Source organism: Pseudomonas sp. M20, from assembly GCF_045037865.1.
Classification (GTDB): domain Bacteria; phylum Pseudomonadota; class Gammaproteobacteria; order Pseudomonadales; family Pseudomonadaceae; genus Aquipseudomonas.
This window is the reverse complement of record NZ_CP173611.1, coordinates 6333387-6359053: the sequence shown is the minus strand read 5'-3', so window position 1 is coordinate 6359053 and position 25667 is coordinate 6333387. Positions and strand designations below refer to the sequence as shown.

Below are 25667 nucleotides of genomic sequence, written 5' to 3'. Positions count from 1 at the left end.
AAGCGGGTCATGCTTTATTATCCAGCATCTTTTTCAGACCATCGAGAGGCGTGCGGCCCACACCGCGGGCAGATGGCACGCAGGAAGCCCGGACTAATAAGATGGCATTGAAATCCCCCGCGTTTCGTAAAAAATTTCCGTTGTTGGTAACCGGCAGTCTGCTGGCTATGCAACCTCTGGCCAGTCAATTCGTTGTTGCCGCCGAGCAGTATGACTGCTCCGTCTCGGCTTCGGGTGGTTGGGCCTGTGCGCCCAAATCAACCGCTGCTGCGTTGCCGCCGCGCCCGGTGCATGACGGCAGTGCCGTCAGCGCTACCGGCGAAGCGGCGACCGAGAACGGTTCGGCTGCCGACACAGCGCCTAAAACGGCGCTGGTCACCGAAGCCAAGGGCCGCGGTCTGAAATCCCGTAGCGAAGACTTCAGTCACCTCGACTGGGTTCCGCGCGAGAAGCTCACCGCCGCCCAATTGGCCGAGACCGGACCTTACTGCTCTGGTGCCTATATCGAACCGATTCGTCCTGGCATGAATGACAAGACGAATAAAAGCGATGCTCCGACCTTTATCGGCGCAAAAGCCTCGCGCTATAACACCGATGACCAAGTCGGTACGCTGGCCGGCGATGTCGTCCTGCGTCAGGGCAGCATGCAGGTCGAATCCGACGAGGCCAGCCTGTATCAGGCCGAGAGCCGCGCCGAACTCAATGGCGATGTGCGTATCCGCGACAACGGCGCGCTGATCGTTGGCGACCACGCCGACGTGCAGCTCGACACCGGTGAAGCCAAAGTCGACAACGCCGAATACGTGATGCACAAATCGCGCATCCGCGGTAACGCGCTGTACGCCAAGCGTGCCGAGAACGCGATCATCCGTCTGAAGGACGGCACGTACACCACGTGCGAACCGAACAGCAACGCCTGGCAGCTCAAGGGCAACAACATCACCTTGAACCCGGCCACCGGTTTCGGTACCGCGACCAACGTGACGCTGCGCGTAAAAGACATTCCGATTCTGTACACGCCGTACATCTACTTCCCGATCGACGACCGTCGTCAGTCGGGTTTCCTGCCGCCGACCATTGGCAGCGGCAGCGACACCGGCTTCATGCTGGTTACACCGTACTACTTCAACCTGGCACCGAACTACGACGCCACGTTGTACCCGCGTTACATGAGCAAGCGTGGCATGTTGGTGGAGGGTGAGTTCCGTTACCTGACCAAGTCGAGTGAAGGTCAGTTTGGTGCGGCGTACCTCAATGACGAGGACGATGATCGCAAAGGCCAAACCGACTACGATAAAACCCGCTACATGTATAACTGGCAGCACAAGGGCGGTCTCGACTCTCGCGTGTTCACCGAGGTTGATTACACCAAGATCAGCGATCCGTATTACTTCCAGGATCTGCAAACCGATCAGATTGGTGTGAAAAGCAGCGACTACGTGAACCAGCAGGGCGCGATCACCTACCGTGGTGACAGCTATACCGCGCGCCTGAATGCTCAGCAGTACCAGCTGGCGACTGTTTCCAACATCACCCCGTATGGTCGCCTGCCGCAGATCACCTTCAATGGTCAGCTGCCGCACCACCCGGAAGGTTTGAACTTCGATTACGAGACCGAGCTTGTTCGGTTTGATCGTGATTTGAAAACCGGCAACTTTGTTAACGAAGATGGCACTGTTGATCGCCGTCTCGACAACAATGTCCAAGGACTCGACCGCGCGAACGGCGATCGGTTGAACCTTAAGCCGGGTGTCAGCCTGCCGATGAACTGGACTTATGGCTTCCTGAAGCCATCGCTGAAGTATCAGTACACTCAGTATCAGTTGGACCTGGACGGTACTGGTAAATCGCAGATTGTCACGCAGCAAAACGCAGCAGCTGCAGCCGGCACTGATTACGTCGGCGGCAAGTTCGACAGCAACCAGAACCGTGGTGTACCGATTGCCAGCATCGACAGCGGTTTGTACTTCGACCGCAACACACAGTTCTTCGGCAAAAACTATCGTCAAACCCTAGAACCACGCCTGTTCTACCTTTATGTTCCCGAGGTGGATCAAGAAGACATTCCAGTATTTGACACCAGCGAATACACCTTCAACTACGCCTCGCTGTTCCGCGACAACCGCTTCTCTGGCTCCGACCGTGTCGGCGACGAGAACAAACTGTCGCTGGGCGTAACCAGCCGCTGGATCGAAGATGATGGCTTCGAACGTCAACGCATCAGTGTTGGTCAGGCTCTGTACTTCAAGGACCGTGAAGTTCAACTGCCTGGCATCGCATTCAAGGATCGTGATGACGCGAAATCCAACGTCTCGCCTTATGCACTGGAATACGAATACCGCTGGAACCGCGATTGGCGTACCACGGCCGACTACAACTGGGATCCAGACAGCCGCAGCCCGCGTTCCGGCAGTGCGATGTTCCACTACCAGCCTGAAGACAACCCGAACAAGGTCATCAACGCCGGCTATCGCTATCGCAATGACCAGGTCCGCTACGACCAGAACACCGGTAAGTGGTCGGTGGGTGGTGGTGACTACGGCACCCCTGGCCAGCCTGGCTACGTGAAGGACTACTACAAGATCGAGCAGCATGACTTCTCGGTCATCTGGCCGATCGTTCCGCAGTGGAACGCGATCAGCCGCTGGCAGTACGACTACAACCGTAACCGTACCCTGGAAGCGTTCGGTGGTTTCGAGTACGACAACTGCTGCTGGAAACTGCGCCTGATCAACCGTTACTGGGTTTCCTATGACGAGTTCAGTCAGAACGCCCCGGAAAACGAAAAAGGCGACCATGGCATCTTCCTCCAAATTGTTCTGAAGGGACTCGGCGGCCTCACCGGCGCCAAGGTAGAGAGCTTCCTCGACAAAGGCATTCAAGGTTATCGTGAACGTGAAGACCAAGCTTTCTGATTGTCTGCGCCCGCTGATGCTGGGCGCGCTGTTCCTGGGTACTGCGGCTAACGCCGCAGTCCAATCCATCGATAAAGTGGTAGCGATTGTCGACAACGACGTGGTCATGCAGAGCCAACTGGACCAGCGCGTCCACGAAGTGCAGCAGACCATCGCCAAGCGTGGTGGCGGCTTGCCGCCTCCCGGTGTACTGGATCAACAGGTGCTTGAGCGCCTGATCGTCGAAAACCTGCAACTGCAGATCGGCGAACGCTCCGGCATCCGCATCACCGACGAAGAGCTGAACCAGGCAGTCGGCACCATTGCCCAGCGCAACAATATGTCGGTTGAGCAGTTCCGTGCTGCTCTGGCTCGCGACGGCCTGAACTATGACGACGCCCGTGATCAGATCAAGCGCGAAATGATCATCAGCCGTGTACGTCAGCGTCGTGTGGCAGAACGCATTCAGGTCTCCGAGCAGGAAGTGAAGAACTTCCTCGCCTCCGACCTGGGCAAAATGCAACTGTCCGAAGAACTGCACTTGGCCAACATCCTGATCCCGACGCCGGAAAGCGCTAACTCTGATGCAATTCAGAGTGCTGCCCGTCAGGCCATGGAGGTTTACCAGCAACTCAAGCAAGGCGCCGACTTCGGTCAGATGGCCGTTGCCAAGTCCGGCAGCGACAACGCTCTGGAAGGCGGCGACATGGGCTGGCGTAAAGCCGCGCAACTGCCACCGCCGTTCGACCGCGAGTTGAGCAGCATGGCCGTCGGCGACATCACGCAACCTGCCCGCACGCCGGGTGGTTTCATCATCCTCAAGCTGCTGGCAAAACGTGGTGGCGAAGCGCAGATGCGCGACGAAGTGCATGTTCGTCACATTCTGGTGAAGCCAAGCCCGATTCGTGATGAAGCGAAGACCAAGGCGCTGGTTCAATCTTTGTATGAACGCATCGTCGCCGGTGAAGACTTCGCCACTCTGGCGAAAAGCTACTCCGAAGACCCGGGCTCGGCACTTAACGGCGGCGACCTGAACTGGATCGACCCGAACGCATTGGTACCGGAATTCCGCGAAGTGATGGCCAAGACCCCACAAGGTCAGCTGTCCAAGCCGTTCCAGACCCAATACGGCTGGCACGTTCTGGAAGTCCTTGGCCGCCGCGCTACCGACAGCACCGAACAAGCCCGCGAGCAGCAAGCCATGACCGTACTGCGTAACCGCAAATACGACGAAGAGCTGCAAACCTGGCTGCGTCAGATCCGTGACGAAGCGTACGTAGAGATCAAACTCCCTGGTGCAGACCAGGCAGCGCAGTGAAACCCCAGCGTTTCGCGCTGACACCCGGCGAACCAGCCGGCATCGGTCCCGACCTGTGCCTGCTGCTCGCCTCGCAAGCCCAGCCACATCCCCTGATTGCCATCACCAGCCGCGACCTGCTCAAAGAGCGGGCCGCGCAGTTGGGGCTGGCCGTCACTTTGCTGGATGTTGCGCCTGGCGTCTGGCCGGATGCTCCTGCACCCGCAGGCAGCCTGTATGTCTGGGACACACCACTCAGCGCTCCCGTGGTTGCCGGGCAACTGGACAAAGCCAACGCCGCATTCGTCCTCGAGACCTTGACCCGCGCCGGCAATGGCTGCCTGAAGGGTGATTTCGCCGGAATGATCACCGCACCTGTGCACAAAGGCGTGATCAACGAGTCCGGCATCGCCTTTTCCGGGCACACGGAATTTCTCGCTGACCTGACCCACACCGCCCAAGTGGTGATGATGCTCGCCACCCGCGGTTTGCGCGTGGCACTGGTCACCACTCACCTGCCCCTGCGCGAGATTGCCGACGCAATCACACCCGAACGGCTGGAGCGCGTGACACGGATCCTGCACAGCGACCTGCAAAATAAATTCGGCATCGCCCGCCCGCGCATCCTGGTTTGCGGACTCAACCCGCACGCCGGTGAAGGCGGACACCTGGGCCATGAAGAAATCGACATCATTGAACCGACATTAGAGCGCCTGCGCGGCGAGGGCATGGACCTTCGTGGCCCGCTGCCTGCCGACACTCTGTTTACCCCCAAATATCTGGAGCACTGCGACGCAGTGCTGGCGATGTACCACGACCAGGGTTTGCCTGTGCTTAAGTACAAAGGCTTCGGCGCTGCCGTCAACGTGACCCTTGGTCTGCCGATCATCCGCACGTCGGTCGATCACGGCACCGCCCTGGATCTGGCCGGCAGCGGCAAGATCGATACCGGCAGCCTGCAAGTCGCCCTGGAAACCGCCTACCAGATGGCCGAGACCCGTTTATGACCGAGCAATACCAACACAAGGCGCGCAAACGCTTTGGCCAGAACTTCCTGCACGATGCCGGCGTCATCGACCGCATCCTGCGCTCCATCAGCGCCAAGTCCGAAGATCGCCTGCTGGAAATCGGCCCGGGCCAGGGCGCACTGACCGCCGGCCTGCTCAACTCCGGCGCACAACTCGACGTAGTGGAACTGGACAAGGATCTGATCCCGATCCTCAACCAGCAGTTTGCCGGCAAGAGCAACTTCAACCTGCATCAGGGCGATGCATTGAAGTTCGACTTCAACACGCTCAACGCTGCGCCAAACAGCCTGCGTGTGGTTGGCAACCTGCCGTACAACATCTCCACGCCGCTGATTTTTCACCTGCTGAACAATGCCGGCATCATTCGCGACATGCACTTCATGCTGCAGAAAGAAGTGGTCGAGCGTCTGGCTGCAGGCCCGGGTGGTGGTGACTGGGGTCGTCTGTCGATCATGGTTCAGTACCACTGCCGTGTAGAACATCTGTTCAACGTGGGTCCCGGCGCGTTCAACCCGCCGCCGAAGGTCGACTCGGCCATCGTCCGCTTGGTGCCGCACGCCGTACTGCCGCACCCGGCCAAGGATCACAAGCTGCTGGAGCGCGTGGTGCGCGAAGCGTTCAACCAACGCCGCAAGACCTTGCGCAACACCCTCAAGCAATTGCTCAGCAATGCCGAGATCGAAGCCGCCGGCGTCGATGGCAGCTTGCGTCCGGAGCAACTGGATCTGGCCGCGTTCGTACGTCTGGCCGACCAGCTCGCCATACAAGTCCCGGCCTCCCCCGCCGCCGACTGACAAACGATGAACGCTATCGGGCAGGACGCCACTCTGGTTTACTGCCCGATACTTGCCTAGACTGATTCCCCATCAGCTACGCCCCGCGTTCCGCTTCGTTTAAGGCCTCTTGCATGTCCGATTCCCGTTACCAGGTCGATGTCAGCGTCGTTACCCACTATCTGGCAGACCAATCGCAACCCGAGCACGACCGCTTCGCCTTCGCCTACACCATCACCGTGCAGAACAATGGCGACCTACCGGCTCGACTGATGTCGCGACACTGGGTGATCACTGACGGTGACGGGCATGAAGAGCAAGTCCGTGGCGCCGGCGTCGTTGGCCAGCAACCGTTGATCGATGCCGGCCAGAGCCACACCTACAGCAGCGGCACAGTGATGACCACCAAGGTTGGCACCATGCAGGGCACCTATGAAATGGTCGCCACTGACGGCAAACATTTCGACGCCATCATCAAGCCTTTCCGCCTGGCGGTGCCCGGAGCCCTGCACTAATGGCAACGTATGCCGTTGGCGACCTGCAAGGCTGCCTCGAACCGCTCAAGTGCCTGCTCAAGCAAGTAGCGTTCGACACGAAACTCGATCGGCTATGGCTGGTGGGTGATCTGGTCAACCGTGGCCCGCAATCACTGGAAACCCTGCGCTTTTTGTATGGCATGCGTGAATCGCTGGTCTGCGTGCTCGGTAACCACGACCTGCATCTGCTGGCTGCGGCTAAAAACATCGAGCGCTTAAAGAAGTCCGACACCCTGCGCGAGATTCTCGAAGCGCCGGACAGTGCCGAACTGCTGGAATGGGTGCGCCAACAAAAGTTAATGCACTACGACGAGCAGCGCGATGTCGCCATGGTCCACGCCGGCATTCCACCGCAATGGTCACTGCGCCGCGCCTTGAAGTGTGCTGACGAAGTCGAAACCGCGCTGCGTGACGACAATCTGTTTCCGGCCTACCTCGACGGCATGTATGGCAATGAGCCAGCGAAATGGGACAACGACCTCAAGGGCGTAGCCCGCCTGCGCGTCATCACCAACTACTTCACGCGCATGCGGTTCTGTACCGCCGAGGGCAAGCTCGACCTCAAGAGCAAAGAAGGCCTTGATACTGCCCCACCCGGCTACAAACCGTGGTTCCAGCACAAGGAGCGCAAGACCAAAGGCTTGCGGATCATCTTCGGCCACTGGGCGGCACTCGAAGGTAATATCCATGAGCCAGGCATCTCGGCGCTGGACACCGGGTGTGTCTGGGGCGGCAGCCTGACCCTGATGAACGTCGACAGCGGCGAACGCCTGTCGTGCAAATGCGATGAACACGGTGGTCTCGCCCCGACCGTCGCACCACTTATCCCCCAAACTTCGCCAGTCAGCGCACCGCGTTAGACTGCGCTTTCAGCCGAGCAACAGGAACCCGCCATGAGCGAATTCAAACGAATCCCCCCGGAACAGGCCCAGGCCCTGCGTGAACAAGGCGCCGTTGTCGTCGATGTCCGCGATCCGGCAACTTTTGCCGCCCTGCACATCAGCGGCTCGAAGCATCTGGACAATCATTCCCTGCACGCTTTCATTCAAGGCGCCGACCTTGATGCACCGACCGTCGTGGTCTGCTATCACGGAAACTCCAGCCAGGGCGCCGCGGCTTACCTGATCAGCCAAGGCTTCTCCGACGTCTACAGCATGGACGGCGGCTTCGAGTTGTGGCGTACGACTTATCCTGCGGAAACCGCCCAAGGCACCGCCGAATAATTTTTTTGTCACGCGCAGGCCCCGGCTGCCGTGGGCCTGCGCGGGCAGACGAACGGTCTTGCCACAACTAATTACGTATCTCGCCTTTACCTCCTGAATTCCCAACTATCCTTAAGCCCAGGCCATCCAAAACAGGGGAGAGCCGGTACACCGGCGCACGGGTCATCGGGAGTGACTTTCACGATTGTCGATCGTGAAAGTGTTCTGGGGGGTAAACAATCGGCTGCTACTGCAGCTGCTTGCCAGCATCGACTGAGTGATCCGGCGTCGGCTCCACGTATCGAGCGAGGTGACGTCATGAGTATCTTTAGCCACTTCCAACAACGCTTCGAGTCCACACGCCAGGAAGAACTCTCGCTGCAAGAGTACCTGGAGCTGTGCAAGAAAGACCGTAGCGCTTACGTTTCCGCCGCCGAGCGTCTATTGCTGGCCATCGGCGAACCGGAACTGCTCGACACCTCGACCAACTCGAGGCTGTCACGCATCTTCTCCAACAAGGTGATCCGTCGCTATCCGGCCTTTGAAGACTTCCACGGGATGGAAGAATGCATCGACCAGATCGTCTCGTATTTCCGCCATGCCGCCCAAGGCTTGGAAGAGAAGAAACAAATCCTCTATCTGCTCGGCCCCGTCGGCGGCGGTAAATCGTCGCTGGCCGAGAAGCTGAAGCAGCTGATCGAGAAAGTACCCTTCTACGCAATCAAGGGCTCGCCGGTATTCGAATCGCCGCTGGGTCTGTTCAACGCCACCGAAGATGGCGCGATCCTCGAAGAAGACTTCGGTATACCACGGCGCTACCTGAACACCATCATGTCGCCATGGGCGACCAAACGCCTGGCCGAATTTGGCGGCGACATCAGCCAGTTCCGCGTGGTCAAACTGTATCCGTCGATTCTCAATCAGATCGCCGTGGCCAAGACCGAACCGGGCGACGAGAACAACCAGGACATTTCCGCGCTGGTCGGTAAGGTCGACATCCGTAAACTTGAGGAATACCCACAGAACGACGCCGACGCTTACAGCTACTCCGGTGCGCTGTGCCGGGCCAACCAGGGCCTGATGGAATTTGTCGAAATGTTCAAAGCACCGATCAAGGTGCTGCACCCACTGCTGACCGCGACTCAGGAAGGCAACTACAACAGTACCGAAGGCCTCGGCGCGATTCCGTTCACCGGGATCCTGCTCGCCCACTCCAACGAATCGGAGTGGCACACCTTCCGCAACAACAAGAACAACGAAGCGTTCATCGACCGGATCTACATCGTCAAAGTGCCTTACTGCCTGCGCGTCAGCGATGAAGTGAAGATCTACGACAAACTGCTGTTCAACAGTTCCCTGGCCAAGGCGCATTGCGCCCCGGACACCTTGAAGATGCTGGCGCAGTTCACTGTGTTATCGCGCCTCAAGGAGCCGGAAAACTCCAATATCTATTCGAAAATGCGCGTCTACGACGGCGAAAACCTCAAGGACACCGATCCGAAGGCCAAGTCGATTCAGGAATATCGCGACTCGGCAGGTGTTGACGAAGGCATGAACGGTCTGTCGACCCGCTTTGCGTTCAAGATCCTGTCCAAGGTCTTCAACTTCGACCCGCATGAAATCGCCGCCAACCCGGTGCACCTGCTTTATGTGCTGGAACAGCAGATCGAACAGGAACAGTTCCAGGCTGAAACCCGCGAGCGCTACCTGCGCTACCTGAAGGAATACCTGGCGCCGCGTTATATCGAATTCATCGGCAAGGAAATTCAGACCGCGTACCTCGAGTCTTACAGCGAGTATGGCCAGAACATTTTCGACCGTTACGTGCTGTACGCAGACTTCTGGATTCAGGATCAGGAGTACCGCGATCCGGAAACCGGCGAGATCCTCAACCGCGTGGCGCTGAACGAAGAACTGGAAAAAATCGAGAAACCGGCCGGCATCAGCAATCCGAAGGATTTCCGCAACGAGATCGTCAACTTCGTATTGCGCGCCCGCGCCAACAACAACGGCAAGAACCCGACCTGGCTCAGCTACGAAAAACTGCGGGTGGTCATCGAGAAGAAAATGTTCTCCAACACCGAAGACCTGCTGCCAGTCATCAGCTTCAACGCCAAAGCCAGCAAGGAGGATCAGCAAAAGCACAACGACTTCGTCACTCGAATGGTCGAACGCGGCTACACCGACAAACAGGTACGTCTGCTGTCCGAATGGTACCTACGGGTCCGGAAATCGCAGTAAAACAGCTACAAGCTTCAAGCTACGGGCTGCACGAAAAAAGCAGATGAACCCTGACCCATGGGCAACCGCTTCTTTTTGCAGCCCGCAGCTCACAACTTGAAGCTGCCCGGAGGGCCACGTATGAGCTATGTGATCGACCGACGTCTGAATGGCAAGAACAAGAGCACGGTGAACCGCCAGCGTTTTCTGCGGCGTTACCGTGACCACATCAAGAAGGCCGTCGAAGAGGCGGTCAGCCGGCGCTCCATTACCGATATGGAGCACGGCGAACAGATCAGCATTCCCGGTCGCGACATCGACGAACCGGTGCTTCATCACGGCCGCGGCGGCAAGCAGACCGTGGTTCACCCCGGCAACAAGGAATTCACTGCCGGCGAACACATTGCTCGGCCACCCGGCGGTGGCGGCGGACGCGGTCCGGGCAAGGCCGGTAATTCCGGCGAGGGCATGGACGAGTTTGTCTTCCAGATCACCCAGGAAGAATTCCTCGAGTTCATGTTCGAAGACCTCGAGCTGCCGAATCTGGTCAAGCGCAACCTCAGCGGTACCGACACCTTCAAAACCGTGCGGGCCGGGATCAGCAACGAAGGCAACCCATCACGCATCAACATCATCCGCACGTTGCGTTCGGCGCATGCACGGCGTATTGCCCTGTCTGGCAGCAGTCGGGCGAAACTGCGCGAAGCCAAAGAAGAACTTGAGCGTCTGAAACGTGAAGAGCCGGACAACTTTGGCGATATTCAGGAACTCGAGGCCGAAATCGAAAAACTCAGCGCGCGCATCCATCGTGTGCCGTTCCTCGACACCTTCGACTTGAAATACAACCTGCTGATCAAACAGCCCAACCCCAGTTCGAAAGCCGTGATGTTCTGCCTGATGGACGTCTCCGGCTCCATGACCCAGGCGACCAAGGACATCGCCAAACGCTTTTTCATCCTGTTGTATCTGTTCCTGAAACGAAACTACGACAAGATTGACGTGGTATTCATCCGCCACCACACCAGCGCTCGGGAAGTCGACGAAGAGGAGTTTTTCTATTCGCGGGAAACCGGCGGCACCATCGTCTCCAGCGCCTTGAAACTGATGCAGGAGATCATGGCCGAGCGTTATCCAAGCAACGAGTGGAACATCTACGCGGCCCAGGCTTCCGACGGCGACAACTGGAACGATGACTCGCCGATCTGCCGTGACATCCTGATCAACCAGATCATGCCTTTTGTGCAGTACTACACTTACGTGGAGATCACCCCGCGCGAACATCAGGCCTTGTGGTACGAGTACGAACGTATCGCCGAAGCCTTTTCTGACACTTTTGCCCAGCAGCAACTGGTCTCGGCCGGGGATATCTATCCGGTCTTCCGTGAACTCTTCCAGCGCAGGTTAGTGACATGACCGCCAAAGAGCAGAAGCGCCAACCCATTTCCACCGGCTCCGAATGGACGTTCGAGCTGATCCAGACCTACGACCGCGAAATCGCCCGGATCGCGGCCCGCTATGCCCTGGATACCTATCCCAACCAGATCGAAGTGATCACCGCCGAGCAAATGATGGATGCGTACGCCTCGGTGGGCATGCCACTGGGTTATCACCACTGGTCCTACGGCAAACACTTCCTCAGCACCGAAAAATCCTACAGCCGTGGGCAGATGGGCCTGGCCTACGAAATCGTGATCAACTCCGATCCGTGCATTGCCTATCTGATGGAGGAGAACACCATCTGCATGCAGGCGCTGGTCGTGGCGCACGCATGCTATGGCCACAACAGTTTCTTCAAGGGCAACTACCTGTTCCGCACCTGGACCGATGCCAGCTCGATCATCGATTACCTGGTGTTCGCCAAGCAGTACATCATGCAGTGCGAGGAGCGCCACGGCATCGACGCGGTGGAAGACCTGCTCGACTCCTGCCATGCGCTGATGAACTACGGCGTCGATCGTTACAAGCGTCCGTATCCGATTTCTGCCGAAGAGGAGCGGCGCCGGCAGAAAGATCGCGAAGAGCACCTGCAGAAGCAGATCAACGATCTGTGGCGCACCATTCCTAAAGGCGCGGACAAATACAGCGACAGGGACAACGCGCGCTTCCCGGCCGAGCCGCAGGAAAACATCCTCTACTTCATCGAGAAACATGCGCCGCTGTTGGAGCCGTGGCAGCGCGAAATCGTGCGTATCGTGCGCAAGATCGCCCAGTATTTTTATCCACAACGCCAGACCCAGGTGATGAACGAAGGCTGGGCGACGTTCTGGCACTACACGCTGATGAACGACCTGTACGACGAGGGGCTGGTCACCGACGGCTTCATGATGGAGTTCCTGACGTCGCACACCAGTGTGGTGTTCCAGCCAGGTTTCGATAGCCCTTACTACAGCGGCATCAATCCTTATGCACTGGGCTTCGCCATGTACCGCGACATTCGGCGCATGTGTGAAGAACCTACCGAAGAAGATCGTCACTGGTTCCCGGAAATTGCCGGTACGGACTGGCTATCGACCATCAAGTTCGCCATGAGCAGCTTCAAGGATGAGAGTTTCATCCTGCAATACCTGTCACCGAAAGTGATCCGTGATCTGAAGCTATTCAGCATCATGGATGACGATCAGAAGGACGACTTGTTGGTGCCTGCAATTCATGACGAACCCGGTTACCGGATCATTCGCGAAACCCTCGCTGCGCAGTACAACCTCGGCAATCGTGAGCCGAATGTGCAGATCTACAGCATCGATCGGCGCGGCGATCGCTCGCTGACCTTGCGTCACCAGCAGCACGATCGCAAACCGCTGGGAGACTCCACTGACGAAGTGCTTAAACATCTGCATCGCCTGTGGGGCTTCGATATCCATCTGGAAACCCTGCAAGGCGACCAGATCATGAAAACCCATCACGTTCCGCCACGCAGCGAACACAGCGAAGGGGATTACGGTCGACTCGACCTCGCCGTGATTCATCTTTGATCCGCTTCCAGCCTCCGAAAGTTCGACGCAAGGGTTATCCTGTCGGGCTAACGGAGGTTTTTTATGCAGATTTTCAAGGTTGGCGGTGCCGTACGTGATCGCTTGCTGGGCAAACCGGTCACGGACATCGATTGGGTGGTGGTCGGTGCCACCACCGAAGAAATGCTCGCCCAGGGTTATCGCCCGGTCGGTGCGGATTTCCCGGTTTTTCTTCATCCAAAAAGCGGCGAGGAATACGCCCTCGCCCGCACCGAGCGCAAAAGCGGGCGCGGTTATGGCGGCTTCACTTTTCACGCCAGCCCCGAGGTGACACTTGAAGAAGACCTGATCCGCCGCGACCTGACCATCAACGCCATGGCCGAGGACAATCAGCAGAATCTGACTGATCCATACCAGGGTCAGCGCGATCTTGAAGCGAGAATCCTGCGTCACGTATCCCCGGCGTTCGCCGAAGATCCCCTGCGTGTCCTGCGTGTAGCCCGCTTCGCGGCGCGTTATGCCGGGCTCGGTTTTAGCGTTGCGCCGGAGACGCTAGAGCTGATGCGTCAACTCAGCGAATCCGGTGAACTGGAGGCACTGACCGCTGAGCGCAGTTGGAAAGAAATTTCCCGCGCACTGATGGAAGATCAACCGCAGGTGTTCGTTCAGGTGTTGCGCGACTGCGGCGCGCTGAAAGTGCTGATGCCAGAAGTCGACGCGCTTTTTGGAGTGCCGCAACCGGAAGCGCATCATCCGGAAATCGACACCGGCCTGCACACGCTCAGCGTGCTGGAGCAGTCGGCGCTGCACAAACAACCGCTGACCGTGCGCTGGGCGTGTCTGCTGCACGACCTCGGCAAAGGCCTGACCCCGGAAGAAGAGTGGCCACGACACATCGCCCATGAGCACAAAGGGCTGAAGCTGATCAAAGCGGTCAATGAACGTTTCAAGGCTCCGAAGGACTGCCAGGAATTGGCTTTGCTGGTAGGCCAGTTCCACACCCACGGTCATCGGGCGCTGGAGCTGAAAGCCTCGACACTACTGGAGTTACTGCAAAGTTTTGATGTGTATCGCCGACCACAGCGCTTTGAAGAGTTTATTGCGGCATGCGAAATGGATGCTCGCGGACGCAAAGGGCTCGAGCAGAGAAGTTATCCACAGGCCGATTATTTACGTGGTGCGGCGAAGGCAGCACGGGAAGTCGCGGTGCAGCCATTGCTAGAGAAGGGATTCAAAGGCCCGGAGCTAGGCGAAGCGCTGAAGCGTGAGCGACTGAAGGCGCTGAAAGCCTACAAAGACGCGGCGTCCGCTTGAAAAGCTTCGCGAGCAGGCTCGCTCCCACATTTTGGAATGCATTTCCCTGTGGGAGCGAGCCTGCTCGCGAAGACGTCAGTCGATCTAAAGCAAATCTGAAGGCGTGAGCCGCTGCCCGCGCCACTCGAACGCAACCGGCGCCAGCACCTGATCAATCTGCGCCTCAGCCCACAACGTCGCGAAGCTTTTTCCCACACCCGGATGCATGCGATCCGGCGCAATCAGCGACAACGGCCACAACACAAAGGCATTTTTCAGAATCTCGGCACGCGGCAAAACCAACCCGTCGAAATTCCCCGCCAGTTCGCCATACAGCAGCACGTCGATATCCAGCGGCAAGCCTTTGCGATCAGGCGCGTAGCGGCCGTTATCCGCCTCAATGAATTTCAAGCGGCGATCCAGTTCCATCAACGGCAGGTCGGTATACGCCGACACCACAAAATTGAAGAACGGCCCGCTCTTGATCCCCACTGGCTGGCTCTCGAACACCGCGGAACAGCGGATATCCACCAGAAACGTCGCCAAAGCGTCGAGACCAGCGCACAAATGGATTTCGCGCTCGATATTGCTACCGAGCCCGAGGTACACCTGAGTCAGCGACATCCGCGCTCGATCTCCACACCCACGCCGCCCTTAGCCGCTGGCACCGCACCAGGCTTGGTCAGCTTCAGCCGCACCCAGGTGATGTCGAATTCGCTCATCAGTACTTCGACCAGACGCTCGGCGAATGTCTCGACCAGTTGGAACTGAGCCTGTTCGGCAAAAGCCTGAATGCGCGTGGACACGCTGGCATAGTCGAGCGCCAGGGTCAGGTCGTCACCGGCGGCGGCCGGGCGATTGTCCCAGGCGAAGCTCAGATCAAGTCGCAGGCACTGTCGGATGCCGCGCTCCCAGTCGTAGGCACCGATCACGGTGTCGACTTCCAGGCCCTCGATAAACACTCTGTCCAAGCACTTCTCTCCACTGCACGACAAGGGCGCAATGCGCCGTTAGAATCAGGGCGTCCTCGCCCGGAATAGTTAGCATGTTTTGGTTACTGGCGACTTTCGCCTACCTGCTCGGCTCGCTGTCCTTCGCCATTTTGCTCAGCCGCCTGACCGGAAATCCGGACCCGCGAATGAGTGGCTCGGGCAATGCCGGCGCCACCAACATGCTGCGCCTGGCCGGTCGCAAACTGGCGATCCTGACCCTGCTGGGTGACCTGTGCAAAGGCCTGGTGCCGGTGCTGATCGCCTCGGCTGTCGGCCTTTCGCTGCAGGATCAGGCGTGGATCGGCGTGTGCGCCGTGATCGGTCACCTGTTCCCGCTGTACTTTCGCTTTCGTGGCGGCAAGGGTGTCGCCACCGCTGCCGGCATGCTGCTGGGCCTGTATCCGCCCGCCGCGCTGCTGGCAGTATGCGCTTGGTTGCTGACGTTTTACCTGACCCGCACCAGCTCGCTTGCAGCGCTGATCGCCACGCCACTGACCCTACCGTTGCTGGCCTGGCAGGAACCGGAGGCGCTGTTGCCGATGAGCGCGCTGACACTGCTGATCGTCTGGCGCCACCGCGGCAATCTACGCGACCTGTTTGCCGGGCGCGAACGGCATTTCTGAATACCGTCCATGAGCGCCACTCATCACAGCGCCGACAACTGCTCCATCGGCCAGCGCGCCTGCACGCTGATTGCCAGACTTTCCTGCTGACCGGCCTGCAAGCGCTGGCAACCGGCAAACGCGATCATCGCGCCATTGTCGGTGCAGAACTCGGGACGGGCGTAGAACACCTCACCTTTCATGTCGCCGAGCATCTTTTCCAGCGAAACGCGCAGGGCCTTGTTGGCGCTGACGCCACCAGCGATCACCAGACGCTTCATGCCGGCCTGCTTAAGGGCCCGTTTGCACTTGATGGTCAAAGTCTCCACCACGGCCTGCTGGAACGCCAGCGCGATGTCGCAACGGGCTTGCTCATTGTCGTCCCCGGCGCTGACGCACTGCTGCCAGGCGTTGAGAGCAGAGGTTTTCAGACCACTGAAGCTGAATTGCAGACCCGGACGATCACACATCGGACGCGGGAAGGTAAAACGTCCTGCGCCCCCCTTCTCGGCCAGTTTGGCGATTTCCGGGCCACCCGGATAATTGAGGCCCATCATTTTCGCGGTTTTGTCGAACGCTTCGCCGGCGGCATCGTCGAGCGTTTCGCCAAGCAGACTGTATTGACCGATGCCATCGACCTGAACCAGCTGCGTATGACCGCCGGAAACCAACAAAGCGACGAACGGGAATTCTGGCGGTTTCGGCTCCAGCATCGGCGCCAGCAAATGCCCTTCCATATGGTGCACACCGAGCGCCGGAATGCCCCAGGCAAAGGCCAGCGCCTGAGCACAGGAAGCACCGACCAGCAGCGCGCCAACAAGCCCAGGACCCGCGGTATAGGCGATCGCATCGATCTCGGTCGGCACGCAGTCCGCCTCGGCCAACACCTGACGAATCAAGGGCAGCATGCGCTTGACGTGGTCACGCGAGGCCAGTTCCGGCACCACGCCGCCATAGGCGCGGTGCAGGTCGATCTGGCTGAACAGCGCGTCAGCCAACAGGCCACGCTCACTGTCGTATAATGCGACGCCGGTTTCGTCGCAGGAGGTTTCTAATCCCAGTACTAGCATGGGTTTGCGCCTTGTTTAGGCTGAATTCGAAGGCGCGCATAATAGTCCCCGCGTGATGCCCCGACCAGCGGTTTTCGATCAGAGGCTTTGCATTCCGAGCGATGAGGGGTTAACATCCGCAACCCTTAAAAACCGACGTCTTCAAGTGCTCTTTTGCCGCGAGGATGTTGACCCCGGTAATGAATGAAGGTAGCTCTGGATGCCAGCCGTCAAAGTTAAAGAGAACGAACCCTTCGACGTAGCTCTGCGTCGTTTCAAGCGCTCCTGCGAAAAAGCCGGTGTACTGGCTGAAGTTCGTAGCCGCGAATTTTACGAGAAGCCAACTTCTGAGCGTAAGCGCAAAGCAGCAGCCGCTGTTAAGCGTCACGCCAAGAAAGTTCAGCGCGAACAGCGCCGCGCCGTTCGTCTGTACTAATACACAGACGTTCGTTGCAAGCTTCTTTGCCTAAGCCCGGCTCTCAGCCGGGCTAATGGCATTTGCGTAAAACGCTTGATGCTTCAACGTCGAAGCCGCACACGCGACCTAGACGAATCTGCTTCACACGTCAGACCTGGCTCTTTTGCCAGCGGTGCACGTCTTTTCTGACGAGCCTTTCAAGGCTACTGACGAGCACACCCACTGATTCCTCTTACGACGATCAGCCCAAGGCACCTGCATGCGTGCCCGCTTTATTGAGCTATCCGAGGCCCCTAACCGGCCGTCAGCGGATTCAGCGCAACACTTTCAAATAGTCGAAGACTGATGAGTACTAACGTCAGGGGATTTTCGGCAGATACACTTCCCGACAGCGATTACGCAGACGACACCGGTCGAGCCGCATATTTTGCGCGCTTCAAACAATGACCCGCGTCCGGCAGCCTTACGCATCGGACTTATTACAGCGCAGACGACGAGTACGCCATGGCCGGGCTGATTCCCCAGAGCTTCATTGACGACCTGCTGAACCGCACCGACATCGTCGATGTGGTCAGTTCGCGCGTGCAATTGAAGAAGGCCGGCAAGAACTACACCGCTTGTTGCCCGTTTCACAAAGAGAAAACCCCGTCTTTCAGCGTCAGCCCCGATAAGCAGTTCTATTACTGCTTCGGCTGCGGCGCCGGCGGCAATGCCCTCGGCTTTCTCATGGATCACGACAACCTGGATTTCCCCCAGGCCGTCGAAGATCTGGCGAAAGCCGCCGGCATGGAAATCCCTCGCGAAGAAAGCGGCCGCCCGCACAAACCGCGCCAGCCAACCGATTCGCCGCTGTATCCGCTACTCACCGCTGCCGCCGATTTTTACCGGCAAGCCCTCAAGAGCCATCCATCGCGCAAAGCTGCGGTGGATTACCTCAAGGGCCGCGGCCTGACTGGCGAGATCGCCCGGGATTTCGGGCTCGGCTTCGCGCCGCCCGGCTGGGACAACCTGTTCAAACATTTGAGCAGCGACACGCTTCAACAGAAAGCCATGATCGACGCCGGCCTGCTGATCGAGAACGCCGAAACCGGCAAACGCTATGACCGCTTCCGCGATCGCGTGATGTTCCCGATCCGCGACACCCGTGGGCGCATCATCGCCTTCGGCGGCCGCGTACTCGGCGACGACAAGCCCAAGTACCTGAACTCACCGGAAACCCCGGTATTCCATAAAGGTCAGGAACTCTACGGCCTTTATGAAGCACGCAAGAACAACCGTAACCTCGACGAAATCATCGTCGTCGAAGGCTATATGGACGTCATCGCCCTCGCTCAGCAAGGGCTGAAGAATGCCGTCGCGACGCTCGGCACCGCGACCAGCGAAGAACATTTGAAGCGTCTGTTCCGCGTAGTGCCGAACGTGCTGTTTTGCTTCGACGGCGACCAGGCCGGCCGCAACGCCGCATGGCGCGCACTGGAAGCAACGCTTTCAAGCCTGCAGGACGGGCGTCGTGCACGCTTTCTGTTTCTACCCGAAGGCGAAGACCCGGACACCTTGGTTCGTGCCGAAGGCACTGACGCATTCAAGGCCCGGATCAATCAGCACGCTCAGCCGTTGGCGGATTATTTCTTCCAGCAACTGACCGAAGAAGCCGACCCGCGCTCGCTTGAGGGCAAGGCGCACATGGCCACCCTTGCCGCACCGCTGATCGACAAAGTACCCGGGGCAAACCTGCGCATTCTGATGCGTCAGCGCCTGACCGAAATTACTGGCCTAAGCAGCGAGACCGTCAGTCAGCTAGCACAAAGTGCGCCGCAGGAAGCACCGCCCGCCTACGATCCGGGTATCGATTACGACGCGATGCCGGATTACAGCGACTACCATCAGCCGCAGGCACAGGACATGTATGTGCCGCAGCAGGAGTGGACGCCAAAGAAACCCGGCGCTGGCGGCAAAAAGTGGGACAAGAAGCCCTGGGACAAGAGCGGCAAACGTGGTGAGCGCGGCCCATATGTACCACCCCGCACCGAAATCGCGGTCGAACCTCCAATATTTACCGCAATTCGCACCCTTATCCACCACCCCGATATGGCTGCCAAGGTTGAAAGCGCCGACCATTTTGCTAATGAGGCAAACAAGTATGCGCAACTACTGGTAGCCCTCATTGAGTCCTTGCAGAAAAATCCTCAGCTAAACTCATTTCAGTTGATGTCCAGATGGCACGGTACTGATCAGGGCCGCCTACTCAAGCAGCTCACGGAAAAGGAATGGTTAATTCAGGGGGATAACCTTGAACAACAGTTTTTAGACACCATTACTAAGATATCCGCTGGCCAAAACATACAAACTCTGGACGAGCTCATCAAAAAGGCGAGCGACCCAGCAATGACCGCGGAACAAAAAATGCAGATAGCAATCCAGATGCGCGACCTATTTTCCGCATCAAACCCGACCTCAACTGGCGCGTGAGGTCATAGCTCAGGTATAATCCTCGGCTTGTTTTTTGCCCGCCAAGACCTTCAGTGGATAGGGTGTTATGTCCGGAAAAGCGCAACAGCAGTCTCGTATTATTGAGTTGATCAAACTGGGTCGTGAGCAGAAGTATCTGACTTACGCCGAGGTCAACGACCACCTGCCCGAGGATATTTCAGATCCTGAGCAGGTGGAAGACATCATCCGCATGATTAACGACATGGGGATCCCCGTACACGAGAGTGCTCCGGATGCGGACGCCCTTATGTTGGCCGACGCCGATACCGACGAGGCCGCTGCGGAAGAAGCAGCAGCCGCGTTGGCAGCGGTGGAGACCGATATCGGTCGCACCACTGACCCAGTGCGCATGTACATGCGTGAAATGGGTACGGTCGAGCTTCTGACTCGTGAAGGCGAAATCGAAATCGCCAAGCGTATCGAAGAGGGCATCCGTGAAGTGATGAGCGCAATCGCGCACTTCCCTGGCACGGTTGACCACATTCTCTCCGAGTACACCCGCGTCACCACCGAAGGTGGTCGCCTGTCCGACGTCCTGAGCGGTTATATCGACCCGGACGACGGCATTGCGCCGCCAGCCGAAGTGCCGCCGCCTGTCGAAGCGAAAGTGGCGAAAGCCGACGACGAGACCGACGACGATGAAGCCGAATCTTCCGATGACGAAGAAGAAGCCGAAAGCGGTCCGGATCCGGTCATTGCTGCCCAGCGCTTTGGCGCCGTGGCTGATCAGATGGAAATCACCCGCAAGGCCCTGAAAAAGCACGGTCGCAACAACAAGGCAGCGATTGCCGAGTTGCTGGCACTGGCCGAGCTGTTCATGCCGATCAAACTGGTACCGAAGCAATTCGAAGGCCTGGTCGAGCGTGTTCGCGGTGCCCTGGATCGTCTGCGTCAGCAAGAGCGCGCGATCATGCAACTGTGTGTACGTGATGCACGTATGCCACGCGCCGATTTCCTGCGTCAGTTCCCGAGCAACGAAGTCGACGAAAGCTGGTCCGACGCCCTGGCCAAAGGCAAGAGCAAGTACGCCGAAGCCATTGGCCGCGTGCAGCCGGATATCATTCGTTGCCAGCAGAAACTGATCGCGCTGGAAACCGAGACCGGTCTGACCATCGCAGAAATCAAGGACATCAACCGTCGCATGTCGATCGGTGAGGCCAAGGCCCGCCGCGCGAAGAAAGAGATGGTTGAAGCCAACCTGCGTCTGGTTATCTCGATCGCCAAGAAGTACACCAACCGCGGCCTGCAATTCCTCGATCTGATCCAGGAAGGCAACATCGGCCTGATGAAAGCGGTGGACAAGTTCGAATACCGTCGTGGTTACAAGTTCTCGACTTATGCCACCTGGTGGATCCGTCAGGCGATCACTCGCTCGATCGCCGACCAGGCCCGCACCATCCGTATTCCGGTGCACATGATCGAGACGATCAACAAGCTCAACCGTATTTCCCGGCAGATGTTGCAGGAAATGGGTCGCGAACCGACCCCGGAAGAGCTGGGCGAACGCATGGAAATGCCTGAGGACAAGATCCGCAAGGTATTGAAGATCGCTAAAGAGCCGATCTCCATGGAAACCCCGATCGGTGATGACGAAGACTCCCACTTGGGTGACTTCATCGAAGACTCGACCATGCAGTCGCCAATCGATGTCGCCACTGTTGAGAGCCTGAAAGAAGCGACTCGCGAAGTGCTGTCTGGCCTCACTGCCCGTGAAGCCAAAGTACTGCGCATGCGTTTCGGTATCGACATGAACACCGACCACACGCTCGAAGAAGTGGGCAAACAGTTTGACGTAACGCGTGAGCGGATCCGTCAGATCGAAGCCAAGGCGCTGCGCAAGCTGCGCCACCCGACGCGAAGCGAGCATCTGCGCTCCTTCCTCGACGAGTGATACCAGAACCCCCGGCCCAGGCCGGGGGTTTTGTTTATATGGCAGATTAAATCCTTCGCAACACCCCTCCCCCGCATACCCCGTCTACACTCGAAACAATCATCCCCGAGCCATAACGAGAGCGTTATGCCCAGATTGGCGTCCGTGCTTTTTTTGCTGTCACTGATGATCTGGACCGCAACGGCTGACGCGCTGACTCTGACTGATGAAGAACGTAGCTGGCTGGCGGCTCACCCGGACTTGCGCCTGGGTGTAGATGCTTCGTGGCCGCCCTTTGAATTTCGCGACGACCAGAATCGCTATCAGGGCTTGGCGGCCGACTATATCGATGTGATTCGCCAACGCCTGGCGATCAAGTTGACCCCCATTGAGCCAGTGAGCTGGACGGTGGTGCTGGAGCAGGTCAAATCGGGCAAAATCGATCTTCTCCCCGGCATCATGTCCACCCCTGAGCGCCAGACCTACCTGTCGTTCACCCGCCCTTATCTTGATTTCCCGATTGTCATACTTGCCCACATCGGCGGCGCGCAACCGCGCAAGCTCGACGACTTGTACGGTTTGAAAATCGCCGTGGTGGAAAACTATGCACCCCACGAACTGCTGCGCACCCACCACCCTGATCTGAATCTGGTGGCCATGCCCAATGTCAGTTCGGCGTTGCAGGCACTGGCGACCGACGAAGTGGACGCTGTGGTCGGCGACCTCGCTTCGAGTGTCTGGAGCCTGCGCCAGCTCAAGCTCGACGGCCTGTACGTCAGTGGCGAAACCCCGTATCGCTACCAACTGGCAATGGCCGTGCCCCGCGATAACAAGGTACTGGTGGGGATTCTCGACAAAGTGCTCGCGGACATGAGTCCTGATGAAATCAGCAGCATTCAGGAGCACTGGGTCGGTAACGTCCTTGATCATCGGACATTCTGGTCGGATCTGTTGATCTACGGTTTGCCGGGGCTGTTGCTACTGGTGACGATCCTCGCCGTGGTGATCCGTATCAACCGCCGCCTGAGCTCGGAAATCGCCCGACGCATCGACCTCGAACAGGAGCTGCGCAGCAGCGAATATCACTATCGCGGACTGGTCGAGAGCCTGTCAGCCATCGCCTGGGAAGCGCGGATGAGCGACTTCACCTACAGCTATGTCTCGCCCCACGCCGAAGACTTGCTCGGCTATCCACAATCGCACTGGTTGATCCCCGGCTTCTGGCACAACATCATTCACCCGGCGGATCTGACCCGTACGCAGAGTTACTGCAAAGAAGCCCTCAGCGAGGGCCGTGATCACATCGTCGACTATCGAGTGATCACCGCCGACGGTCGCTGCTTGTGGGTGCGCGACATCGTCAGCCTGATCGAACATGGCCATGAGCCTGTGATGCGCGGTTTGATGATCGACATCAGCGAAATCAAGCGCACTGAAGAAGCACTGCAGCTCTCGGAGCAAAAGTTCGCCTCGGTCTTCCAGCAGTGCCCGGACATTCTGGTGATTGCACGGCTGTCCGACGGTTGCCTGCTCGAGGTCAACGAAGCGTTTGAAGAACAGATCGGACTGAAAGCTGAAGAAGTGCTGGGGCAAACGGCGACCGACCTGAATATCTGGGGCATTCCCGGCGTCGGTCCGGGACTGCTGCAACGTTTGCAGGCGGGCAGCATTCGCAACCTGGAGATGCCCTTTCGCCGCAACAACGGCCAACTGTTCACTGGCCTGATTTCCGCCGAGCCGTTCGATCTGGACACCACGCCAGCGCTGGTGGTCGTTGTGCGTGACATCACCCAGCTCAAGGAAACCCAACAGCAACTGCAAACATCCGAGGAGAAGTTCGCCAAAGCCTTCCATGCCTCACCGGACGGTTTGTTGTTGTCGCGCCAGAGCGATGGTTTGCTGCTGGAGGTCAACGAAGGTTTCAGTCGCATTACCGGTTTCAATAGCGCCATGTCGGTGGATCGTTCAGCGCTGGATCTGGGGATCTGGGTCAACCTCAACGAGCGCAAACAGATGCTCGATCTGTTGCATCGCGACGGCTTCGTCCGTGACTTCACCTGCCATATCCGCCGCAGTGACGGGCAGATTCGCCTCTGCGAAGTCTCCAGTCGTCCGCTGCCGATCGGCGAAGAAGACTGCATGCTGACCATCGCCCGGGACATAACCGAGCGCCATTTGATGCAGGAAAAACTGCAACAGGCCGCCACCGTGTTCGAAAGCACCGCTGAAGGCGTATTGATCACCGACACCCAACAGCACATCAGTGCCGTCAACCGCGCCTTCACCGAGATTACCGGTTACAGCGAAAGCGAAGCGCTCGGCCATACACCACGCTTGCTCGCCTCCGGCCTGCATGACAGCGCGTTCTACGCGGCAATGTGGCACCAGTTGACCGACGAAGGTCACTGGCAGGGCGAGATCTCCAACCGGCGCAAGAACGGCGAGTTGTACCCGAGCTGGCTGACCATCAGTGCTGTGCGCAACCGCGACAAGTTCATCACCCACTTTGTCGCGGTGTTTGCCGATATCTCCAGCCTCAAGCACGCACAGGCCAAGCTCGACTATCAGGCGCACCACGACCCACTTACCGGCCTGCCGAACCGCACGCTGTTCGAAAACCGTTTGTTGATGGCGTTGAACAGTCAGCAGGAAAACGGCGGTCAGGGCGCGGTGCTGTTTCTCGATCTCGACCGCTTCAAACACATCAATGACAGCCTCGGTCACCCGGTTGGCGACCTGCTGCTCAAGGGCATCGCCGTGCGCCTGAAAGAGCAACTGCGCGACATCGATACCGTGGCGCGTCTGGGCGGTGACGAATTCATCATTCTGCTGCCCGGCCTGCAACAGGCCAGTGATGCCGACAACATCGCCACCAAACTGCTCAATTGTTTCGGTGCGCCGTTCCAGGCTGGCGAACATGAGTTCTTCATCAGCGCCAGCATTGGCACAAGTCTCTATCCTCGGGACGGCTGCGACGTCGCCACGCTGGTGAAAAACGCCGACGCGGCGATGTACCGCTCCAAGGCCAAGGGCCGCAACCGCGTCGAGAGCTACACCCGCGACCTCACTGCCCAGGCCAGCGAGCGCATTGCACTTGAGCACGAACTGCGCCGGGCCATTGAACGGGATGAGTTGTTCCTCTACTACCAGCCGAAAATCAGCCTCGACGACCACCGCCTGGTCGGTGCTGAAGCGCTGATCCGCTGGCGTCACCCAACCTTCGGCGATGTACCGCCAGAACATTTCATTCCGCTGGCCGAAGAAAACGGCATGATCCTGCAAATCGGTGACTGGGTGCTCGAGACCGCGTGCCGGCAGATGTTCGAATGGAATCAGGTCTACGACAGCCTCGGCCCACTCTCGGTGAACCTCGCCGGCGCGCAACTGCGTCAACCAAATCTGCTCGGGCGCATCGAACAACTGCTCAACGACAACCGCCTGCAGCCGGATTTACTGCAACTGGAAATTACCGAGAATTTCATCATGAGTCAGGCCGAAGAGGCGCTGGCCGTGCTGCACCAGCTCAAACACCTCGGCGTACAACTAGCGATTGACGACTTTGGTACCGGTTATTCTTCGCTCAGTTACCTCAAACGCCTGCCGCTGGACATCCTCAAGATCGACCAGTCATTCGTCCGCGGACTGCCCGACGACCCCCATGACGCGGCCATTGTCCGGGCCATCATCGCGCTGGGACGGAGCATGCAATTCACCGTCATCGCCGAGGGCGTGGAAACCCAGGCCCAACAACAATTTCTGGCTGCTGAAGGCTGCGAACAGATCCAGGGCTACATCGTCAGCCTGCCGTTACCGCCGGAAGAATTCGCGGCAACGTTTCTTCGTGTAACCGTATCGGATTTTTCGGATAGCACAGCCGAGAAACCGTCGCTATAATCCGCGGCCTACTGAGGGCCTATAGCTCAGTTGGTTAGAGCAGAGGACTCATAATCCTTTGGTCCACGGTTCAAGTCCGTGTGGGCCCACCAAATACGAAAGCCGTGCTAAATGCGCGGCTTTCGCGTTTCTGGCGTTTGAAAGTAGCCAGCCCACCC

At 58.4% G+C, this 25667-nt stretch carries 19 protein-coding genes and 1 tRNA gene; 17 read left to right on the top strand and 3 right to left on the bottom strand.

Annotation, left to right across the window (positions count from 1 at the left end):
* The first annotated feature begins 101 nt into the window (after window positions 1–101).
* From ACI514_RS28260 to ACI514_RS28210, 11 genes are all read left to right on the top strand, one after another.
* Window positions 102–2915 (top strand): LPS-assembly protein LptD, encoded by a 2814-nt coding sequence (locus tag ACI514_RS28260; protein WP_405122767.1) that lies wholly within the window; start codon window positions 102–104, stop codon window positions 2913–2915.
* Window positions 2896–4212, top strand: a complete 1317-nt coding sequence (gene surA / locus ACI514_RS28255; protein ID WP_405122766.1) for a peptidylprolyl isomerase SurA — start codon at window positions 2896–2898, stop codon at window positions 4210–4212. Before ACI514_RS28260 ends, surA begins: the two co-directional genes overlap by 20 nt.
* On the top strand, window positions 4209–5198 hold the full coding sequence (gene pdxA / locus ACI514_RS28250) for a 4-hydroxythreonine-4-phosphate dehydrogenase PdxA (protein ID WP_405122765.1): 990 nt from the start codon (window positions 4209–4211) through the stop codon (window positions 5196–5198). The genes surA and pdxA overlap by 4 nt, the downstream gene beginning before the upstream one ends.
* Complete coding sequence (gene rsmA, locus ACI514_RS28245) at window positions 5195–6013, top strand: 16S rRNA (adenine(1518)-N(6)/adenine(1519)-N(6))-dimethyltransferase RsmA (protein WP_102900136.1); 819 nt, start codon at window positions 5195–5197, stop codon at window positions 6011–6013. Before pdxA ends, rsmA begins: the two co-directional genes overlap by 4 nt.
* Before the next feature lie 113 nt (window positions 6014–6126).
* A complete protein-coding gene (apaG, locus tag ACI514_RS28240; RefSeq protein ID WP_160059650.1) occupies window positions 6127–6507 on the top strand; it encodes a Co2+/Mg2+ efflux protein ApaG in 381 nt (126 codons plus the stop codon).
* Window positions 6507–7388 carry a symmetrical bis(5'-nucleosyl)-tetraphosphatase gene (locus ACI514_RS28235; protein ID WP_405122764.1) on the top strand — a complete coding sequence of 294 codons (882 nt, stop codon included), beginning with the start codon at window positions 6507–6509 and terminating at the stop codon, window positions 7386–7388. The genes apaG and ACI514_RS28235 overlap by 1 nt, the downstream gene beginning before the upstream one ends.
* Window positions 7389–7421: 33 nt before the next feature.
* Window positions 7422–7751, top strand: coding sequence for a thiosulfate sulfurtransferase GlpE (glpE, locus tag ACI514_RS28230; protein WP_016983139.1), 330 nt, complete (start codon window positions 7422–7424; stop codon window positions 7749–7751).
* Between the two features lie 297 nt (window positions 7752–8048).
* A complete protein-coding gene (locus tag ACI514_RS28225) occupies window positions 8049–9971 on the top strand; it encodes a PrkA family serine protein kinase (RefSeq protein WP_007910115.1) in 1923 nt (640 codons plus the stop codon).
* Window positions 9972–10091: 120 nt separating this feature from the next.
* Window positions 10092–11363, top strand: a complete 1272-nt coding sequence (locus ACI514_RS28220) for a YeaH/YhbH family protein (protein ID WP_160059652.1) — start codon at window positions 10092–10094, stop codon at window positions 11361–11363.
* Window positions 11360–12922 carry a SpoVR family protein gene (locus tag ACI514_RS28215; RefSeq protein ID WP_160059653.1) on the top strand — a complete coding sequence of 521 codons (1563 nt, stop codon included), beginning with the start codon at window positions 11360–11362 and terminating at the stop codon, window positions 12920–12922. Before ACI514_RS28220 ends, ACI514_RS28215 begins: the two co-directional genes overlap by 4 nt.
* 63 nt (window positions 12923–12985) lie before the next feature.
* On the top strand, window positions 12986–14215 hold the full coding sequence (locus ACI514_RS28210; protein WP_160059654.1) for a multifunctional CCA addition/repair protein: 1230 nt from the start codon (window positions 12986–12988) through the stop codon (window positions 14213–14215).
* An 84-nt stretch (window positions 14216–14299) separates the two neighbouring features.
* Here the strand turns inward: ACI514_RS28210 and folK are convergent, their stop codons facing one another.
* Window positions 14300–14818, bottom strand: coding sequence for a 2-amino-4-hydroxy-6-hydroxymethyldihydropteridine diphosphokinase (gene folK / locus ACI514_RS28205; RefSeq protein WP_160059655.1), 519 nt, complete (start codon window positions 14816–14818; stop codon window positions 14300–14302).
* Window positions 14809–15165, bottom strand: a complete 357-nt coding sequence (gene folB / locus ACI514_RS28200; RefSeq protein WP_160059656.1) for a dihydroneopterin aldolase — start codon at window positions 15163–15165, stop codon at window positions 14809–14811. Before folB ends, folK begins: the two co-directional genes overlap by 10 nt.
* A gap of 74 nt (window positions 15166–15239) precedes the next feature.
* Between folB and plsY the strand changes: the two genes are divergently transcribed.
* On the top strand, window positions 15240–15809 hold the full coding sequence (plsY, locus tag ACI514_RS28195; protein ID WP_038363312.1) for a glycerol-3-phosphate 1-O-acyltransferase PlsY: 570 nt from the start codon (window positions 15240–15242) through the stop codon (window positions 15807–15809).
* A gap of 23 nt (window positions 15810–15832) precedes the next feature.
* Here the strand turns inward: plsY and tsaD are convergent, their stop codons facing one another.
* Entirely contained in the window at window positions 15833–16858 is a 1026-nt protein-coding gene (tsaD, locus tag ACI514_RS28190) for a tRNA (adenosine(37)-N6)-threonylcarbamoyltransferase complex transferase subunit TsaD (RefSeq protein WP_405122763.1), read from the bottom strand.
* A gap of 199 nt (window positions 16859–17057) precedes the next feature.
* Between tsaD and rpsU the strand changes: the two genes are divergently transcribed.
* The 5 genes from rpsU to ACI514_RS28165 all read left to right on the top strand — a co-directional run bounded on the left by rpsU (window position 17058) and on the right by ACI514_RS28165 (window position 25601).
* The gene (gene rpsU, locus ACI514_RS28185; protein WP_002551877.1) at window positions 17058–17273 is read left to right on the top strand and encodes a 30S ribosomal protein S21; all 216 of its coding nucleotides are present in this window, start codon (window positions 17058–17060) and stop codon (window positions 17271–17273) included.
* A 486-nt stretch (window positions 17274–17759) separates the two neighbouring features.
* Window positions 17760–19724 (top strand): DNA primase, encoded by a 1965-nt coding sequence (gene dnaG, locus ACI514_RS28180; protein WP_405122762.1) that lies wholly within the window; start codon window positions 17760–17762, stop codon window positions 19722–19724.
* A 67-nt stretch (window positions 19725–19791) separates the two neighbouring features.
* On the top strand, window positions 19792–21636 hold the full coding sequence (gene rpoD / locus ACI514_RS28175) for an RNA polymerase sigma factor RpoD (RefSeq protein ID WP_077574775.1): 1845 nt from the start codon (window positions 19792–19794) through the stop codon (window positions 21634–21636).
* A gap of 126 nt (window positions 21637–21762) precedes the next feature.
* Window positions 21763–25509: a bifunctional diguanylate cyclase/phosphodiesterase gene (locus tag ACI514_RS28170; protein WP_160059659.1), complete on the top strand. Its 3747-nt coding sequence runs from the start codon at window positions 21763–21765 to the stop codon at window positions 25507–25509.
* Between the two features lie 15 nt (window positions 25510–25524).
* Window positions 25525–25601 (top strand) — tRNA-Ile (locus ACI514_RS28165).
* Window positions 25602–25667 lie beyond the last annotated feature (66 nt).

Bases quoted from the DNA above. Each gene is read 5' to 3' on its own strand.
- ACI514_RS28260 (WP_405122767.1), top strand. From the start codon at position 102: ATGGCATTGAAATCCCCCGCGTTTCGTAAAAAATTTCCGTTGTTGGTA.
- rsmA (WP_102900136.1), top strand. From the start codon at position 5,195: ATGACCGAGCAATACCAACACAAGGCGCGCAAACGCTTTGGCCAGAAC.
- apaG (WP_160059650.1), top strand. From the start codon at position 6,127: ATGTCCGATTCCCGTTACCAGGTCGATGTCAGCGTCGTTACCCACTAT.
- ACI514_RS28235 (WP_405122764.1), top strand. From the start codon at position 6,507: ATGGCAACGTATGCCGTTGGCGACCTGCAAGGCTGCCTCGAACCGCTC.
- glpE (WP_016983139.1), top strand. From the start codon at position 7,422: ATGAGCGAATTCAAACGAATCCCCCCGGAACAGGCCCAGGCCCTGCGT.
- ACI514_RS28225 (WP_007910115.1), top strand. From the start codon at position 8,049: ATGAGTATCTTTAGCCACTTCCAACAACGCTTCGAGTCCACACGCCAG.
- ACI514_RS28220 (WP_160059652.1), top strand. From the start codon at position 10,092: ATGAGCTATGTGATCGACCGACGTCTGAATGGCAAGAACAAGAGCACG.
- ACI514_RS28215 (WP_160059653.1), top strand. From the start codon at position 11,360: ATGACCGCCAAAGAGCAGAAGCGCCAACCCATTTCCACCGGCTCCGAA.
- ACI514_RS28210 (WP_160059654.1), top strand. From the start codon at position 12,986: ATGCAGATTTTCAAGGTTGGCGGTGCCGTACGTGATCGCTTGCTGGGC.
- folK (WP_160059655.1), bottom strand. From the start codon at position 14,818: ATGTCGCTGACTCAGGTGTACCTCGGGCTCGGTAGCAATATCGAGCGC.
- plsY (WP_038363312.1), top strand. From the start codon at position 15,240: ATGTTTTGGTTACTGGCGACTTTCGCCTACCTGCTCGGCTCGCTGTCC.
- tsaD (WP_405122763.1), bottom strand. From the start codon at position 16,858: ATGCTAGTACTGGGATTAGAAACCTCCTGCGACGAAACCGGCGTCGCA.
- rpsU (WP_002551877.1), top strand. From the start codon at position 17,058: ATGCCAGCCGTCAAAGTTAAAGAGAACGAACCCTTCGACGTAGCTCTG.
- dnaG (WP_405122762.1), top strand. From the start codon at position 17,760: ATGGCCGGGCTGATTCCCCAGAGCTTCATTGACGACCTGCTGAACCGC.
- rpoD (WP_077574775.1), top strand. From the start codon at position 19,792: ATGTCCGGAAAAGCGCAACAGCAGTCTCGTATTATTGAGTTGATCAAA.
- ACI514_RS28170 (WP_160059659.1), top strand. From the start codon at position 21,763: ATGCCCAGATTGGCGTCCGTGCTTTTTTTGCTGTCACTGATGATCTGG.